This window comes from Streptomyces sp. NPDC032721, assembly GCF_055579625.1.
In genome coordinates, this window is sequence record NZ_JBVIMX010000001.1 from 962,727 (window position 1) to 977,024 (window position 14,298).

A 14,298-nucleotide genomic window follows, 5' to 3' on the forward strand; every position below is an offset into this window, starting at 1 on the left:
AGCCTTCGGACAACTCTCCTCCCCCCGAAGACAAAAACGTGACCTGGAGCCCCTCTCAACTCCCCCCGAACACCTGCAATTTGCCGCACACAGGACCCTCGGCGACCCTGACGAGCCCCAACTCGCCCCACAGGTTGCCAAGTCGCCCCACCACGAACCCGCCTGCGCCCCCCAGTCGCCCCCACCCCCATGGGCGGCGTGGCCGCCAGCCCTACCCCCTCCCCCTAGCCCCCTTGGGTGGCGGGGCCAGCCCTACCCCCTACCCCCCTACCCCCCTAGCCCCCTTGGGCGGCGGGGCCGCCCCCGGGGGCGGAACGGGCGGGCAAGGGGGCGGCCCCCGGCGGAGCCGCACCCTCCGGGCCGTGCCACCTCCGCCCCGTACCGCCCCACCGCCCAAGAATTGGCAAGCCAGACCCCCTCACCGGGGCCGGACCAAAGCAAGGGGGCAAGCGGAACCGGGGGCCGCCCCCCGTGCCCACCCGTTCCGCCCCAGGGGGGCGGCCCCCGTGCCCACGGGGAGCGGGGCGGCGGCGGCCACCAGGCCCGCAGGGGGGCGGGGCGGTGGTGGCCACAGGGGCTGGGCGGCGTACGCGTCCCCGGGAAGATGCCGCCCGTGCGCGCGACAGGGGAGAGGGCAGTGAGGAAGATGCACGGGGCCGTAAGTGCGTTCCCTCGATCTACCTGCCCCCGCCCCCGGCGGACTAGCGGTTCGACAACGGCGACGGCGCTTCCTGGATCGTCCAGCTGTTCCCGTCAGGGTCCTTGAAGAAGGCCCACGAGTTCCACGTGTCCCCCTTGCCCTCTTCCCACCCCTTGTCCCCCAGGTGCATCACAGGACTGACCTCCACCCCCCGCCCCACCAGCTCCTCCCGCGCCGCCGCCACGTCGATCACGCACAATTGCGCCCCGTGCAGCGACCCGGCCGCCGCGCCCCCGACCCACTCCGCCGGCGGCGCCGTCCCCTCCGTCAGGGCGATCGAGCAGCGCGACCCCGGCGGGGTCAGCTGGATGACCCGTACCCCCTCCGCCACCTGGAGGTCCACGTCGACCGTGAAGCCGCACTTGTCCGCGTAGAAATCCTTGGCCCGGTCCAGATCACTCACGGGCACGCTGACGATTTCGAGGGTCCACTCCATGAGGACGTTCCTCCGCTGTTCCGCACTGGCTCGACTACCGCTCGGACGGCACCATCCTGATACGCCGCTGCCCAGCCCGCTAGCGGACGCCCAGCTTCCGTGCGGCGGGCCGCCCCGACTCCACGGGTTCGTCGCGGGCCCGCGCCCACAGCGAACGGACATGCCCCAGGTGGCGGGCCATGCAGGCCTCCGCGCCCGAGGCGTCCTCGGCCAGCATCAGGTCGAGCAGCTCCAGGTGCTCCTCGGCGGACGGCAGCAGCTGGTTCCGCTCGTCGAGCATGGTCAGCCCATAAAGCCGCGAGCGCTTGCGCAGGTCACTGACCGTTTCGACCAGCCGGTCGTTGCCGCTGAGCCCGAGCAGGGTCAGATGGAAGCGGCGGTCGGCCTCCAGGTACCCGATCAGATCGTGCTCCCGCGCCGCGGCGACGATCTCCTCGGCGACCGGACGCAGCGCCTCCAGTTCCTCGCGGGTCGCGCTCCGGGTGACCTGCCCGACGATCGGCACCTCGATGAGCGCCCGGATCTCGGCGTACTGGTCGAGGTCGCGCTCGCTGACCTCGGTGACCCGGAAGCCCTTGTTCCGCACCGGCTCGACCAGGCCCTCCCTGGCCAGGTCGAGCATCGCCTCGCGCACCGGCGTGGCGGAGACACCGAAGTCGGCGGCGAGACCGGGTGCCGAGTAGACGGAGCCCGGCTGCAGTTCGCCGGCGATGAGGGCGGCCCGCAGGGCGTTGGCGACCTGGTCGCGGAGCCGCTCCTGCGCGGTGATGAGGTGGCGTTGCTGCTTGAGTTCGCCCATGGCTGCGGCCCTCCGGTTTGCTGCGGACTGCCCAGCGTACAATGTCACGTTGCACTGTCGGCCGCCCGGTGGAGGGAGTACGTGCGGGTGGAGGTGTAGAAGTCCAGTGCGCTGCGCCCCTGTTCGCGCGGGCCGTGGCCGGAGGACTTCGTACCGCCGAAGGGCAGGTGGAAGTCGACGCCGGTGGAGGGGGCGTTGATACGGATCATGCCGGTGTCGAGTCCGTCGAGGCCGCCCAGGACCGCGTCCAGGTCGCCGGTGTGCACGGAGGTGACGAGGCCGTACGGTACCGCGTTGGTCATGCGGACCGCCTGGTCGAGGTCGTCGGCGTGGCGGAGGACAGCGATCGGACCGAAGACCTCTTCGCGCAGGAGCGGGTGCCCGGAGGGGACTTGCTCGACGAGGGTGGGCTCGACGTACCACCCGGACCCCTCGCCGTCATCGCCCCCCTCGGGCACCTTGCCGCCCGCCAGTACGGGCACGCCACGGGACGCGGACAGTACGTTCTCCCGCGCGCCCTGCGAGATCAACGGGCCGCACACAGTGCCGAGTTGAGCCGGGTCGGCGGCCGGGATCGCCCGCAGCGCCTCGGTCAGCGCGTCGCGCAGCGGACCGAGTGCGCTGCCGACGGCGATGACGCGGCTGGTCGCGGTGCACTTCTGGCCCGCGTATCCGGCGATGGCGGCGGCGATGTGCGCGGCTGCCCGGGCGGGGTCGGCGTCGGGGAGTACGAGGGCGGCGTTGAGGCCGCCGGTCTCGGCCTGGACGGGGATGCCGCGTGCGGTGGCGGCCCGTACGACGGCGCCGCCGGTGACGGTGGAGCCGGTGAAGCTGACCACGTCGACGGCGGTGACCAGGGCGTTGCCCTCCGGTGCACCGCCGGGTACGAGGGTGAACACTCCTTCGGGGAGCGCCTGTTGGAGGAGTTCCGTCAGGCGCAGGGCGCATCCGGTGGCCTCGGGGGCGGGCTTGAGCACCACCGCGTTTCCGGCGGCGAGCGCCGGGGCCGCCTTCCAGACGGGGATGGCGAAGGGGAAGTTCCAGGGGGTGACGAGTCCGGCGACCCCGCGCGGCCGGCGGCGGGTGAGCAGGAGTCCGGTGCCGGATGCCGGCTGATGGACGGATCCGGTGGCGTCGTAAGGGAGTTGGGCGTAGTAGCGGAGGATGGCGACGGTACGGGAGACCTCGGCACGCGCCTCGGCGATGGGCTTGCCCACCTCCCGCACTGCCAGCTCCGCGAGCTCCGCGCCCGCCTGTTCGACGGCCTGGGCGGTGGCGGTGAGGGCGGCGGAACGCGCGGCGGCTCCGGCCGCGTACCAGGTGCGCTGTGCACCCCGGGCCCGGTCGGCGGCCTCAACCGTCGCCCAGGTGCCGGTACTTGGTACGTCGACAACGATCTCGTCCGGGTTCGCGGGGTTGCGGGAGACGATCCGGGTGGTGGTGATGAAGGATGCACCGGTCACAGGATGAACCCTCCGGGGAAGGGGTCGGCGGGGTCGAGGAAGTACTGTGCGGTGCCGGTGATCCAGGCGCGGCCGGTGACGGTGGGGACAACTGCCGGTATTCCGGCGACCGTTGTGGTGTCGATGAGCCGCCCGGTGAACTCCGTACCGATGAAGGACTCGTTGACGAAGTCGCGGTCGAGGGGCAGTTCGCCCCGGGCGTGCAGCTGGGCCATCCGGGCGGAGGTGCCGGTGCCGCAGGGCGAGCGGTCGAACCAGCCGGGGTGGATGGCCATCGCGTGCCGGGAGCGGACGGCGTCGGAGCCGGGAGCGGCGAAGTAGACGTGCTTGAGGCCGCCGATACGGTCGTCCTCGGGGTGCACGGGACGGTGCGCGGGGTCGGCGTTGACCGCGTCCATGAGGGCGAGTCCGGCGGCGAGGATGTCGCCCTTGCGGGCCCGGTCGAAGGGGATGCCCTCGGGGCCTACGGAGTCCAGCGGGACGAAGGCGTAGAAGTTTCCGCCGTACGCCAAGTCATAGGTGAGGGTGCCGAGTTCGGGGATCTCGATCTTGCGGTCGAGGGCGACGCTGAAGGCGGGCACGTTGGTGAAGGTGACGGCGGTGGCCGCCCCGTCCCGCACCTGTACGTCGACGGAGACGAGCCCGGCGGGGGTGTCGAGCCGGACCGTGGTGACGGGTTCCTGGACCTCGACCATGCCGGTCTCGACGAGGACGGTGGCGACGCCAATAGTGCCGTGGCCGCACATCGGGAGGTAGCCGGAGACCTCGATGAAGAGCACGCCGTAGTCGGCGTCGGGGCGGGTGGGCGGCTGGAGGATCGCGCCGCTCATGGAAGCGTGGCCGCGCGGCTCGTCGATCAGCAGGCTGCGGATCTGGTCGCGGTGCTCCGCGAAGTAGAGGCGGCGCTCGGCCATGGTGGCGCCGGGGATGGTGCCGATGCCGCCCGTGATGACGCGGGTGGGCATGCCCTCGGTGTGGGAGTCGACGGCGTGGAAGACGTGTCGGGTGCGCAACTGGCTCTCCTCGCAGGCTGGTTGGGATGTCCGGGGAGGGACGGTGGTGACCTTGGGGGCGCCGCCGGTTCAGTGGTGGCCGTCGGCGAGGAGCTTCTCGGTGACGGCGCGGACGACTGCGGCGTCGGCGGCGGGGAGCGGGAAGCGCGGCGGCCTGGTGGGTCCGCCACGCTGTCCTGCAAGGTCCGTGGAGAGCTTGATGGCCTGCACGAACTCCGTCTTGGAGTCCCAGCGCAGCAGGGGGTGGAGCGCGCGGTAGAGGGGCAGGGCGGTGTGCAGGTCGTGCGCGACAGCGGCCCGGTAGAGGGCGACACAGGAGGCGGGCAGCGCGTTGGGGTATCCCGCGATCCAGCCGACCGCCCCGGCGAGAGCGAGCTCCAGCAGGACGTCGTCGGCGCCGATCAACAGGTCCAGTTCCGGGGCGAGTTCGGCTATCTCGTAGGCCCTGCGGACGTCGCCGCTGAACTCCTTGACGGCGACGATGCTGCCGTCGGAGTGAAGGTCGGCGAGCAGTTCGGGGGTCAGGTCCACCTTGGTGTCGATGGGGTTGTTGTACGCGACGACGGGGACACCGGCGCGGGCGACCTCCGCGAAGTGTGCCCGTACCGAATCGGCGTCCGCCCGGAAGGCGTTGGGCGGCAGGAGCAGCACGGAACCGGCCCCGGCCTCCGCCGCCTGCTCGGCCCAGCGGCGCGACTCCGCACTGCCGTACGCGGCGACTCCGGGCATGACGCGGTCACCGCCGGCGACCTCGACGGCGGTACGGACCACCTGGACGCGCTCTTCGTCGGTGAGGGTCTGGTACTCGCCGAGCGACCCGTTGGGCACGACACCGTCGCAGCCCGCTTGGATGAGGCGGGACACCTGGGCGGCGTACGCGTCGAAGTCGACGGTGAGGTCGTCACGGAAGGGCAGGGTGGTGGCGACCATGACGCCGTGCCAGGGGCGCAGACGGGAGGGGGTGGCGGGGGCAGGGGTGTGCGTGGTGTTCATGCAGCGACTCCTCAAGTGATGTGTGACATTTTATTGAATGGTGTGCGGGTCCGGCAAGGGTGCGGGTGCTTGTACTCATCGGCGGCCGCAGTCGAGTTCACGGTCCGGGGGCCCGCGCCGGTCAGTCGTCGGCCAGTTCGCCGAGGGTGAGCGGACAGGCGATCGGACGTCGGCCAGGAGCCGCGCTGCCACCTCCCCCGCCTCCCCCGCCCTCGCCACTCGCCGCGAGTGCGGCGACCGCCGGCCCGCACATCCGGCCCTGGCACCAGCCCATTCCCGCACGGGTGAGCAGTTTGACCGCACGGGTGTCGCGGGCGCCGAGCTCGTCGACAGCCTCGCGAACCTGTCCGGCGGTGGCTTCTTCGCAGCGGCAGACATCGGTGTCGGGGTGCAGCCAGTCCGCCCAGTGCGGACCGGGTGCGTGCGCGGCGGCCATGGCATCGGCGAACCGCCGCAGCCGTTCGCGGCGCCGGACGAGGGAGCGTGGCACCGCGCCTCTTCCGGCGATGTGATGGGCCGCCAATTCACCTTCTGCAGGCGCGAGTTCCGCAGCCGGGTCACCCCGAGGGCGGGCTGGACCTGGGCGTCCTGGGGGTAGTGAATGCCGCCCGCGAGGCCGGGGGCGAGATGGGGTTCGAGGTCCGTGAGGTGGCCGGCCTCCTCGCAGTGCACGCCCGCAGCGAGCTGTGCGGCGGCGAAGGTGCGCAGGGCCGCGAGGCCGGTTTCGTGGGCCGCGACGACGAGTCCGCCCTTGGCCTCGCACTCGATGGACTCCGGGAATTCCGCGGCGAGCTCGCGCCACAGTCTCGTGGACAGCAGCGCGAGGTCGAGTTCGGGTCCTGGCTCCTTGTCGGAGACGAGCAGGTTGCCCTCGCCGGCGCCGGTGGTGCCGCCGGCCACCGGGCCCCGGTCGACCACGGCGACCGAAAGCCCGGCACGGGATGCGTCATGGGCGCAGGCGGCTCCGACCATTCCGGTACCGACGACGACCACGTCGAAGCGGCGTCTCGTGAACACGTCAGTAATATGTCACACAACACTGGAGCTGCCAAGGGATGCTGGGGCCGCTCCTCCTCAACTTCCCCTCAGAGCACGGCAGTACCGTCCAGCTCCACGAGCGCCTGCTCGTCCCACAGCCGCACCACTCCCACCACGGCCATCGCGGGATAGTCGCGCCCCGCCAACCGGCGCCAGATGCGGCCCAGTTCGGGGGCGTGCGCGCGGTAGTCGGCGACGTCGGTGGCGTACACCGTCACGCGGGCGAGGGTGTCGGGGGTGCCCCCGGCATCGGCGAGAGCGGCCAGCAGGTTGGTGAGCGCGGTCTCGAACTGCTCGGGCAGAGTCTCGCCGACCACCTTCCCTGCCCCGTCGAGGGCGGTCTGTCCGGCGAGGAAGACCAGCCGGGAGCCGGTGGCGGCGACGCTGACGGCGTGCGAGAAGCCGGTGGGCGGGGAGAGCTCGGCGGGGTTGTGACGCTGGAGGGTCATCGGGCGTACAGCTCCTTGGCGATGATCGTGCGCTGGACCTCGGTCGCCCCCTCGTAAATGCGCGGGGCGCGCACCTCCCGGTAGAGGTGTTCGAGGAGGTGGCCGCGCTGGAGGGCGCGGGCGCCGTGCAGCTGGACGGCCGCGTCCACCACGAACTGCGCGGTCTCGGTGGCGAAGAGTTTCGCCATGGCGGAACTCCTGGGCACCTGCGGTTCGTTCCTGTCGTACGCGGACGCCGCCGCGTAGACGAGCAGCCGGGCCGCCTCCGTGCGGGTGGCCATCTCGGCGACCTGGTGCGACACGGACTGGAGGTCCTTGAGCGGCCCGCCGAACGCGGTCCGCGACGAGGTGTGGTCGAGCGTCGCGTCCAGCGCGGCCTGCGCCATGCCGACCGCGAACGCGCCCACGCTCGGCCGGAAGAGGTTGAGGGTGTCCATCGCGACCCGGAAGCCCTTGTCCGGTGCGCCGATGACGTCCGCCTCCGTGACGGCCACGGCGTCGAAGGTGAGGCTGCCGAGGGGGTGCGGAGAGAGCATGTCGAGTGCGCTGCCGGTCAGTCCCGGGCGGTCGGCGGGCACGAGGAACGCGGTGATGCCGCGCGCGCCCGCGCCCGGCGTCGTACGGGCGAAGACGGTGTAGAAGTCGGCGTACGGGGCGTTGGAGATCCAGCACTTCTCGCCGCTGAGCAGCCAGCCGTCGGCACAGCCCGGGGCACCGGATCCCGAGCCGGTGCCGGTACGGGAGCCGGTGCCGGTGCCGGTACGGGAGCCGGTGCCGGAGCCGGAGCCGGTGCCGGGGCCGGTGCCGGTGCCGGTGCCGGTCGGGAAGCCTGGGCCTGTACGGGAGCCGGTGCCTGCGCCCGCGCCTGCACCTGCGCCTGCGCCTGCACCCGTGCCTGCACCCGTGCCTGCACCTGCGCCTGTACGGGGCCTCGATCCCGGGTCCGCGCCGGAGGCCGCGCCGCTCCGGGGTCCCGCCACGGGTTCGGCGCGGAGGGTCAGTGCGGCGGCGTCCGACCCGGCCGCCCGCTCGCTGAGCGCGAATCCGGCGATCACCTGGCCCGCCCGTACACCGGGCAGCCAGCGGGCCCGCTGCTCGTCGGTGCCCGCCCGCGCGACCGGCGACGCGCCGAGGCCCTGGAGTGCGAGCGCGGTCTCCGCCTCCGTACTGCCGTACGCGAGCGACTCGCGCATCAGGCACAGGTCCAGCGCGCCGGACGAGAACAGTCTGTCCAGCAGTCCGAGCTCGCCCAGCGCCGCGACCAGGGGGCGGTTGAGCTGTCCGGGTTCCCCCTTCTCCGCCAGGGGGCGCAGCCGTTCCCCGGCCAGCGCGCGCAGCTCCTCGCACCACGTCAGCTGTTCCGGCTCCAGCGCGAATCCGGGCATCTGTGGCCCCTCTCATCCCGCGTGTTATCGCGGACCGTTGACTGTCGTCACCATCACGATACGCTCGACAGCACCAGCACTGAAGCACGAGCACTGAGGCACGAGCACTGAGGCACCGGCACGACAGCGCCACGCATGCCCGCGATACTCGGAACAGTGCTACCGCACGGCCGGATCAACCACCCGTCAGACCGTCAGTCGCATCCCGGACTGCTCGCTGCAAGGGGGCCAACCCGTCATGGCCATGGAGCTGCACCCGTCGGCGCACGCCGACTCCTTCCCGCGCGACCACCTGCCGCCCGCCGAGCAGTGGCCCGAACTCCTCTTCGACCTGCCGGAACTCCGCTATCCGGCCCGGCTCAACTGCGGTGTCGAGCTGCTGGACCGCACGCTGGAGGAGTTCCGCGCCGACCGGCCGGCCCTGCGGACCCTCTCCGGCGAGATCTGGTCGTACGGCGAGCTGCGTGAGCACGCCGACCAGATCGCGCACGTGCTCACCCACGACCTGGGGGTGATTCCCGGCAACCGGGTCCTGTTGCGCGGTCCCACCACTCCGTGGCTGGTGGCCTGCTGGTTCGCCGTGATGAAGGCGGGCGCGGTCGCGGTGACCGTACTGGCGCAGCAGCGGGCTGCCGAGCTGGCCACGATCTGCGGCATCGCGCAGGTGAGTCATGCCCTGTGCGACGTGCGGACGGTGGACGACCTGGTGAAGGCCGAGGTCCCGGGGCTGCGGATCACGGCGTTCGGCGGGGACGCGCCCGACGATCTGGTGCGGATGGCGGCGATCAAGCCGACGCGGTACGAGGCGGTGGCGACGGCCGGCGACGATGTCGCGCTGATCGCCTTCACCTCGGGGACGACGGGCCGCCCCAAGGGGTGCATGCACTTCCACCGGGACGTGCTGGCCATTGCCGACACTTTCTCGAAGTACGTCCTCAAACCCGAACCGGACGACGTTTTCACGGGCAGTCCGCCGCTCGGCTTCACCTTCGGCCTGGGCGGTCTGGTGATCTTCCCGCTGCGGGTGGGGGCCTCGGCGCTGCTCCTGGAACAGGCGGGGCCCATGCAACTGCTGCCAGCACTGGCCGAGCACCAGGTGTCGGTGGTGTTCACCGCGCCGACCGCGTACCGGCTGATGCTGGAGGAGCTGGCGTCGCCGACGGCGTACGACCTGAGCGCGCTGCGCCGCTGTGTGTCGGCGGGCGAGAACCTGCCGGCGGCCACCTGGCAGGCCTGGCGGGAGCGCACCGGGGTGAGCATCATCAACGGCATCGGTGCGACCGAGCTGCTGCACATCTTCATCTCGGCGGCCGACGACGAGATCCGCCCGGGCACCACGGGGCGGCCGGTGCCCGGCTGGTACGCGCGCGTGGTGGACGCGGACGGCGCCGACGTCCCCGACGGCTCGCCGGGGCTGCTGGCGGTACGGGGCCCGGTGGGCTGCCGCTATCTGTCCGACCCGCGCCAGCAGGTGTACGTGCGGGACGGCTGGAACATCACCGGGGACACCTACGTCCGGGACGCCGAGGGCTACTTCCGCTATGTGGCCCGCGCGGACGACATGATCATTTCCGCTGGGTACAACATCGCGGGGCCCGAGGTCGAGGAGGCCCTGCTGCACCACCCCGACGTGCTGGAGGCGGCGGTGGTCGGCCGCGAGGACGAGCTGCGCGGGCAGATCGTCGCCGCCTATGTGGTGCTGCGGGAGGGGGTGCCGAGGACCGAGGCGACGACGGCGCTGCTGCGGGACTTCGTGAAGGCGGAGCTGGTGCCGTACAAGTGCCCGCGCGAGATCGTGTTCCTGGACGTGCTGCCGCGCACGCCCACGGGCAAACTGCAGCGCTTCCGGCTGCGTGACGCCCAGCAGCCCGGCACCGCAGGCGGGAACGTACAGTGATCACGTGGCTGACCTGCACACTCCCCGCTCCCTGATCATCACGCTGTACGGCGCCTACGGGCGTGGCGATGCGGTCGGCGCGCCGATGCCGATCGCCTCGCTCATCCGGCTGCTCGCGGCGGTGGACGTCGACGCGCCGTCGGTGCGCTCGGCGGTGTCCCGGCTCAAGCGGCGCGGCCTGCTGATTCCCGCCCGTACGGCGCAGGGCGCGGCCGGGTACACGCTGTCGGAGGACGCCCGCCAGCTCCTGGACGACGGCGACCGCCGCATCTACGCCCGGATCGACGCCCGCGCGGAGCCGCGCCTGTCGGACGGCTGGGTGCTGGCGGTGTTCTCCGTCCCCGAGGCCGAGCGCGCCAAGCGTCACGTACTGCGCTCCCGACTGGCCCGGCTGGGCTTCGGCACGGCGGCACCGGGGGTGTGGATCGCGCCCGGCGGCCTGTACGAGGAGACCAGGCACACGCTGGAACGACTCCAACTGGCCGAGTACGTGGACCTGTTCCGCGGTGACCACCTGGGTTTCGCGGCGACGGCGGACGCGGTCGCCCGCTGGTGGGACCTGTCGGGAATAGCCGCCCTGCACGACGACTTCCTGCGCCGCCATGAGCCGGTGCTGCGGTACTGGAAGGAGCGCGACGGGGCACGCCCGACGTCGGGCTCGGCCCTCACAACGGACCCGGCGACGGCCGAACGGGCCTACCGGGACTACCTGCTGACCCTGGATTCCTGGCGCCACCTCCCCTACGCGGACCCGGGCCTGCCCGCCGAACTGCTGCCCAAGGACTGGCCGGGCGGCCGCTCGGCCGAGGTCTTCACCCAGCTCCACAACCGGCTGCGCGACGCGGGCGCCGCATTTGTACGACCGCAGCCCGAGCCTGTGGACAACCGCGAGCAGGACCTGCGGGAAGCTGCGCATGATGGGGCATGACCTGGACATTCAGCGAAGACCTTGACGCTTACCGGGACGAGGCGGAGTCGGCGGTGGCCGCCCGTCCCGCGGAGAACACCCAACTGCTGACCGTCGTCGCCACGCTCCGCAGGCGCGGACTGCGTACGTTCGGCGATCACCTTCCGCTCTTCGGCTGGTGGCGCGGGGCGGACGGCATCGTGCAGGGCGCGGTGGTGTGGACACGGCCGCATCCGCTGCTGGTGAGTGAACTTCCCGCCGAGGCGGTGGTCCCCTTGGCCCGCGCGTGCGAGGAGTACGGGGTCACTGCGGTCAATGCCGACCGGAGCACTGCCTCGGCGCTGGCCGCCGGGTGGCCCGGCTCGCGAACCGGGATGGAGCAACGCCTTCACAGGCTGGGCGAGTTGATACCCCCGCAGCCCGCGCCGCCCGGGCACGCCCGTACGGCCACGGCCGACGACCGCGACCTGCTCGTCGAGTGGTACGACGCCTTCGGCCGGGACACCGGGCTGCCGACCGTGCGGACCGGGGCCGCGGTGGACGACCGAATAGCGCACGGCGGCCTGACGCTGTGGGTGCACCCCGGTGGTACCCCGGTGTCCTTGGCCGGATCGGGTCACCCGGCGGCGGGTGCGGTACGCATCGCCCCGGTCTACACACCTCCGGAGCACCGGGGCCACGGGTACGCGGCAGCGGTCACGGCGGTGGTGAGTGCGGCGGCGCGGGATGCCGGGGCGGCGGAGGTGCTGCTCTTCACGGATCTGGCGAATCCGACGAGCAACGCGCTCTACCGGCGGCTCGGCTACCGGGCGGTCGCTGACCGGGTGGTCGTCACCGCGGAATGACCTGACCCGCCGGGGCCACGCCCTTATGAAGGGTGTAGCGAGAGACGGGGTTTGGGGCCGTCGGTGCGGCCGGTCGGGGGGCGGCGGCTGCCGGCCCGGTACGGGAGGGGCCAGGGGGCGGCGGGGCCGGAGTAGTTCTGTTCGGCGGCGGCGTGCAGGGTCCAGTGGGGGTCGTAGAGGTGGGGGCGGGCGAGGGCGCAGAGGTCGGCCCGGCCTGCGAGGAGGAGGGAGTTGACGTCGTCCCAGGAGGAGATGGCGCCCACGGCGATGACGGGCACGTCGAGGGAGTTGCGGATCCGGTCGGCGTACGGGGTCTGGTAGGAGCGGCCGAATTCGGGGGCCTCGTCGGGGACGACCTGGCCGGTGGAGACGTCGATGGCGTCGGCGCCGTGGGCGGCGAAGGCGCGGGCGATCTCGACGGCGTCCTCCTCGGTGGTGCCGCCGTCGGCCCAGTCGGTGGCGGAGATGCGGACGGTCATGGGCTTGTCGTCGGGCCAGATGCCCCGGACGGCGTCGAAGACTTCGAGGGGGAAGCGGAGGCGGCGGGTGAGGGAGCCGCCGTAGGCGTCGGTGCGTTGGTTGGTGAGGGGGGAGAGGAACTCGGAGAGCAGATAGCCGTGGGCGCAGTGGAGTTCGAGGAGGTCGAAGCCGCAGCGGGCGGCGCGCCAGGTGGCGGCGGCGAACTGTTCGCGGATGTCGATGAGGCCGGAGCGGTCGAGCTGGGCGGGGACCTGGTTGACGCCGGGCCGGTAGGGCAGCGGGGAGGGGGCGACGAGTGGCCAGTTGGCGTCGTCGAGGGGTTGGTCGATGCCGTCCCACATCAGTCTGGTGGAGCCCTTGCGGCCGGAGTGGCCGAGCTGGACCCCGATGGCGGTGGTCGGGGACTGCTCGTGGACGAAGTCGGTGATCCGCCGCCAGGCGGCGGCCTGTTCGGGGGTGTAGAGGCCGGCGCAGCCGGGGGTGATGCGGCCCTCGGGGCTGACGCAGACCATCTCGGTCATGACCAGGCCCGCGCCGCCCAGGGCGCGGGCGCCGAGATGGACGAGGTGGAAGTCGCCGGGGACGCCGTGCTCGGCGGAGTACATGTCCATGGGTGAGACGACGACGCGGTTGCGCAGGGTGAGGCCGCGCAGCCGGAAGGGGGTGAACATCGGGGGCGTGTCCGGGTTGGGGCAGCCGAAGTCCTTCTCGACGGCTTCGGTGAAGGCGCTGTCGCGCAGCCGGAGGTTGTCGTGGGTGACGCGGCGGCTGCGGGTGAGGAGGTTGTAGGCGAACTGGCGGGGCGGCTGGTCGAGGTAGCCGGCCAGGTCCTCGAACCAGCGGAGGCTGGCGGCGGCGGCACGCTGGGTGGACTCGACGACCGGTCGGCGCTCGGTCTCGTAGGCGGCGAGGGCGGTGGGGAGGTCGGGCTGTTCCTCGATGCAGGCGGCCAGCGCGAGGGCGTCCTCGACGGCCAGCTTGGTGCCGGAGCCGATGGAGAAGTGGGCGGTGTGGGCGGCGTCGCCGAGCAGGACGGTGTTGCCGTGCGACCAGCGGTCGTTGACGACGGTGCGGAAGGCGATCCAGGAGGAGTTGTTGCCCTTGAGGGGACGGCCGCCGAGGGCGTCGGCGAAGATCTTGGCGCAGCGTTCGGTGGACTCGGCCTCGTCGCAGGTGTCGAGGCCGGCGGCCCGCCAGACCTCTTCGCGCATCTCGACGATGACGGTGGAGGAGCCCTCCCCGGTGGCGGGGTCCTTCGCGTAGGGGTAGCCGTGGAGCTGCATCGCTCCGTGCGGTGTCTCGGCGATCTCGAAGCGGAAGGCGTCGAAGGCGAAGTCGGCGGCGAGCCAGATGTAGCGGCAGCGGTGGGAGGTGATGCGGGGGCGGAAGACCTCGGCGTGGGTCTGCCGGGTGAGGCTGTGCACTCCGTCGGCGGCGATCACCAGGTCATGGGTGGCGGCGAGTTCGGCGGCGGGCGGGGCCTCGGTGCGGGTGTGGAGCAGGACGCCGAGGGCGTGGCAGCGGGCGTGCAGGATCTCCAGGAGCCGGCGTCGGCCGAGGGCGGCGAAACCGTGGCCGCCGGAGGTGAGGCGCTGTCCCCGGTGCACGACGTCGATGTCGTCCCAGCGGACGAACTCGGCCGTCAGTGCCCGGTAGACCTCGGGGTCGGCGTGCTCGATGCCGCCCAGGGTCTCGTCGGAGAGGACGACGCCGAAGCCGAAGGTGTCCTCGGGTGCGCCGCGCTCGAAGACGGTGACCTCGCGGTCCGGGTCGAGCCGCTTGAGCAGGGCTGCCGCGTACAGCCCGCCGGGCCCGCCGCCGATGACGGCGACGCGCAGCGGTGGGCGGCCGGTGGGAAGGGGGGCGGGGAGGGGGGAAGGGAGGGGAGGCATG

At 72.3% G+C, this 14,298-nt stretch carries 12 protein-coding genes and 1 pseudogene; 3 read left to right on the forward strand and 10 right to left on the reverse strand.

The window, feature by feature from the left end; all coding sequences use genetic code 11:
* Nucleotides 1–701: 701 nt before the first annotated feature.
* From ACZ5PB_RS04095 to ACZ5PB_RS04135, 9 genes and pseudogenes are all read right to left on the reverse strand, one after another.
* Nucleotides 702–1,136: a VOC family protein gene (locus ACZ5PB_RS04095; protein ID WP_468687576.1), complete on the reverse strand. Its 435-nt coding sequence runs from the start codon at nt 1,134–1,136 to the stop codon at nt 702–704.
* 79 nt (nt 1,137–1,215) lie between these two features.
* Nucleotides 1,216–1,935 (reverse strand): GntR family transcriptional regulator, encoded by a 720-nt coding sequence (locus ACZ5PB_RS04100; protein WP_468687578.1) that lies wholly within the window; start codon nt 1,933–1,935, stop codon nt 1,216–1,218.
* A 44-nt stretch (nt 1,936–1,979) separates the two neighbouring features.
* Nucleotides 1,980–3,398: an aldehyde dehydrogenase family protein gene (locus ACZ5PB_RS04105; protein ID WP_468687579.1), complete on the reverse strand. Its 1,419-nt coding sequence runs from the start codon at nt 3,396–3,398 to the stop codon at nt 1,980–1,982.
* Complete coding sequence (locus ACZ5PB_RS04110) at nt 3,395–4,411, reverse strand: proline racemase family protein (RefSeq protein WP_468687580.1); 1,017 nt, start codon at nt 4,409–4,411, stop codon at nt 3,395–3,397. The genes ACZ5PB_RS04105 and ACZ5PB_RS04110 overlap by 4 nt, the downstream gene beginning before the upstream one ends.
* A gap of 69 nt (nt 4,412–4,480) precedes the next feature.
* Nucleotides 4,481–5,404, reverse strand: a complete 924-nt coding sequence (locus ACZ5PB_RS04115; RefSeq protein WP_468687581.1) for a dihydrodipicolinate synthase family protein — start codon at nt 5,402–5,404, stop codon at nt 4,481–4,483.
* Nucleotides 5,405–5,525: 121 nt separating this feature from the next.
* Nucleotides 5,526–5,840 (reverse strand): (2Fe-2S)-binding protein, encoded by a 315-nt coding sequence (locus ACZ5PB_RS04120; RefSeq protein WP_468688272.1) that lies wholly within the window; start codon nt 5,838–5,840, stop codon nt 5,526–5,528.
* Between the two features lie 113 nt (nt 5,841–5,953).
* Nucleotides 5,954–6,376: pseudogene (locus ACZ5PB_RS04125) on the reverse strand (FAD-dependent oxidoreductase); the annotation flags it as partial.
* 113 nt (nt 6,377–6,489) lie between these two features.
* Entirely contained in the window at nt 6,490–6,891 is a 402-nt protein-coding gene (locus tag ACZ5PB_RS04130; RefSeq protein ID WP_468687583.1) for a RidA family protein, read from the reverse strand.
* Nucleotides 6,888–8,276: an acyl-CoA dehydrogenase family protein gene (locus ACZ5PB_RS04135; RefSeq protein WP_468687584.1), complete on the reverse strand. Its 1,389-nt coding sequence runs from the start codon at nt 8,274–8,276 to the stop codon at nt 6,888–6,890. The genes ACZ5PB_RS04130 and ACZ5PB_RS04135 overlap by 4 nt, the downstream gene beginning before the upstream one ends.
* 244 nt (nt 8,277–8,520) lie before the next feature.
* Here ACZ5PB_RS04135 and ACZ5PB_RS04140 point away from each other — a divergent pair, with 244 nt between their 5' ends.
* From ACZ5PB_RS04140 to ACZ5PB_RS04150, 3 genes are read left to right on the forward strand one after another with little or no spacing between them, the layout of a single operon-like run.
* On the forward strand, nt 8,521–10,173 hold the full coding sequence (locus ACZ5PB_RS04140; RefSeq protein WP_468688274.1) for an AMP-binding protein: 1,653 nt from the start codon (nt 8,521–8,523) through the stop codon (nt 10,171–10,173).
* 4 nt (nt 10,174–10,177) lie between these two features.
* Nucleotides 10,178–11,101 carry a PaaX family transcriptional regulator gene (locus ACZ5PB_RS04145; protein ID WP_468687586.1) on the forward strand — a complete coding sequence of 308 codons (924 nt, stop codon included), beginning with the start codon at nt 10,178–10,180 and terminating at the stop codon, nt 11,099–11,101.
* Nucleotides 11,098–11,925: a GNAT family N-acetyltransferase gene (locus ACZ5PB_RS04150; RefSeq protein WP_468687588.1), complete on the forward strand. Its 828-nt coding sequence runs from the start codon at nt 11,098–11,100 to the stop codon at nt 11,923–11,925. Before ACZ5PB_RS04145 ends, ACZ5PB_RS04150 begins: the two co-directional genes overlap by 4 nt.
* 23 nt (nt 11,926–11,948) lie before the next feature.
* On the opposite strand, the gene ACZ5PB_RS04155 is transcribed toward ACZ5PB_RS04150, so the two are convergent.
* The gene (locus tag ACZ5PB_RS04155) at nt 11,949–14,297 is read right to left on the reverse strand and encodes a bifunctional salicylyl-CoA 5-hydroxylase/oxidoreductase (RefSeq protein ID WP_468687590.1); all 2,349 of its coding nucleotides are present in this window, start codon (nt 14,295–14,297) and stop codon (nt 11,949–11,951) included.
* Between the last annotated feature and the right edge of the window lies 1 nt (nt 14,298).

Excerpts from the sequence above, each read along its gene's own strand:
- ACZ5PB_RS04150 (WP_468687588.1), top strand. The coding sequence starts at position 11,098 with ATGACCTGGACATTCAGCGAAGACCTTGACGCTTACCGGGACGAGGCG.
- ACZ5PB_RS04155 (WP_468687590.1), bottom strand. The coding sequence starts at position 14,297 with ATGCCTCCCCTCCCTTCCCCCCTCCCCGCCCCCCTTCCCACCGGCCGC.
- ACZ5PB_RS04135 (WP_468687584.1), bottom strand. The coding sequence starts at position 8,276 with ATGCCCGGATTCGCGCTGGAGCCGGAACAGCTGACGTGGTGCGAGGAG.
- ACZ5PB_RS04130 (WP_468687583.1), bottom strand. The coding sequence starts at position 6,891 with ATGACCCTCCAGCGTCACAACCCCGCCGAGCTCTCCCCGCCCACCGGC.
- ACZ5PB_RS04115 (WP_468687581.1), bottom strand. The coding sequence starts at position 5,404 with ATGAACACCACGCACACCCCTGCCCCCGCCACCCCCTCCCGTCTGCGC.
- ACZ5PB_RS04100 (WP_468687578.1), bottom strand. The coding sequence starts at position 1,935 with ATGGGCGAACTCAAGCAGCAACGCCACCTCATCACCGCGCAGGAGCGG.
- ACZ5PB_RS04140 (WP_468688274.1), top strand. The coding sequence starts at position 8,521 with ATGGAGCTGCACCCGTCGGCGCACGCCGACTCCTTCCCGCGCGACCAC.
- ACZ5PB_RS04095 (WP_468687576.1), bottom strand. The coding sequence starts at position 1,136 with ATGGAGTGGACCCTCGAAATCGTCAGCGTGCCCGTGAGTGATCTGGAC.
- ACZ5PB_RS04120 (WP_468688272.1), bottom strand. The coding sequence starts at position 5,840 with ATGGCCGCCGCGCACGCACCCGGTCCGCACTGGGCGGACTGGCTGCAC.